Here is a 1,113-nt window from a genome sequence, read left to right as displayed (position 1 = left end):
AGGGCTATGCCTGAAAATGGGTGATGCGGCCTGAGAAGGCGGCGTATCGAGGCGGGTGTCAAAGCCTGCCAGAACCTCCAAAGGGAGCGATACGCCATGAAAGACGATACCGACATCATCCCGCTTCGTCAGCCACATTCGCTGGACGATCCGCTGACCGAGATTGCGCGTGAGGGTGCCCGCCGGATGCTGGTCGCGGCCTTGAGGGCGGAAGCGGATGCCTTTGTCGCGGAGCTTGCCGAGGCCCGTCTGCCGGATGGACGTCAGCGCGTGGTCCGTCATGGATACGGGCCTGAGCGCGAGATCCAGACCGGGATTGGCGGGCTCGCGGTGAGGCGGCCGAAGGTCCGCGACCGGGCTGAGGAGAACGGAGCCGGCAAGATCCGGTTCAGCTCTGCCATTTTGCCGAGGTGGGCACGACGGTCCCGTAGCCTCGATGCGCTACTGCCGGTTCTCTATCTCCGCGGCATCTCGACAGGAGACTTCCAAGAGGCGCTCGGGGCCTTGCTCGGCGAGAACGCTCCAAACCTCTCGCCCGGCGTCCTGTCACGCCTGACCAGTGAATGGGAGACGGAGTATGGGCGCTGGCAGCGCCGCGACCTCGCCGCGCGCCGTTACGTCTACGTCTGGGCCGACGGGGTCTATCTCCAGGCCCGGATGGAACCGCAGGCCGAGTGCATGCTCGTTCTCATCGGTGCGACGCCGGAGGGAAAGAAGGAGCTCCTGGGCTTCCAGGTCGGCATGCGCGAGAGCGCGCAGAGCTGGCGAGAACTGCTGATTGACCTCAAAGCACGCGGCTTGGCGTCCGCTCCGGAGGTCGCCGTCGGCGACGGTGCGCTCGGGTTTTGGAAGGCGCTCGATGAGGTCTTTCCCGGCACGAAGCACCAGAGATGCTGGGTCCACAAGACAGCGAACGTGCTGAACAAGGTCCCCAAATTTATCCAGCCCGCTGTCAAATCCGATCTCCGCGACATCTGGCAGGCCGAGACCCGTGTCGCCGCCGAGGCCGCGCTGGACGTCTTCGTGGAGAAATACGGGGCGAAATACCAGAGGGCCGCGACCTGTCTGACCAAGGACCGCGAGGCGCTACTGGCCTTCTACGATTTTCCGGCG

At 64.8% G+C, this 1,113-nt stretch carries 1 protein-coding gene; it reads left to right on the top strand.

Annotated features, from left to right (window positions below; translation table 11 throughout):
- Nucleotides 1-96: 96 nt before the first annotated feature.
- Nucleotides 97-1,113, top strand: a 1,017-nt coding sequence (locus tag OC159_RS19960) for an IS256 family transposase (protein WP_265502972.1), incomplete at its 3' end; no start/stop codon positions are given.

Origin of the sequence: Paracoccus beibuensis (genome assembly GCF_026162625.1) — a bacterium.
GTDB lineage: Bacteria > Pseudomonadota > Alphaproteobacteria > Rhodobacterales > Rhodobacteraceae > Paracoccus > Paracoccus beibuensis.
This window is presented reverse-complemented; position numbering and strand designations above follow the sequence as displayed.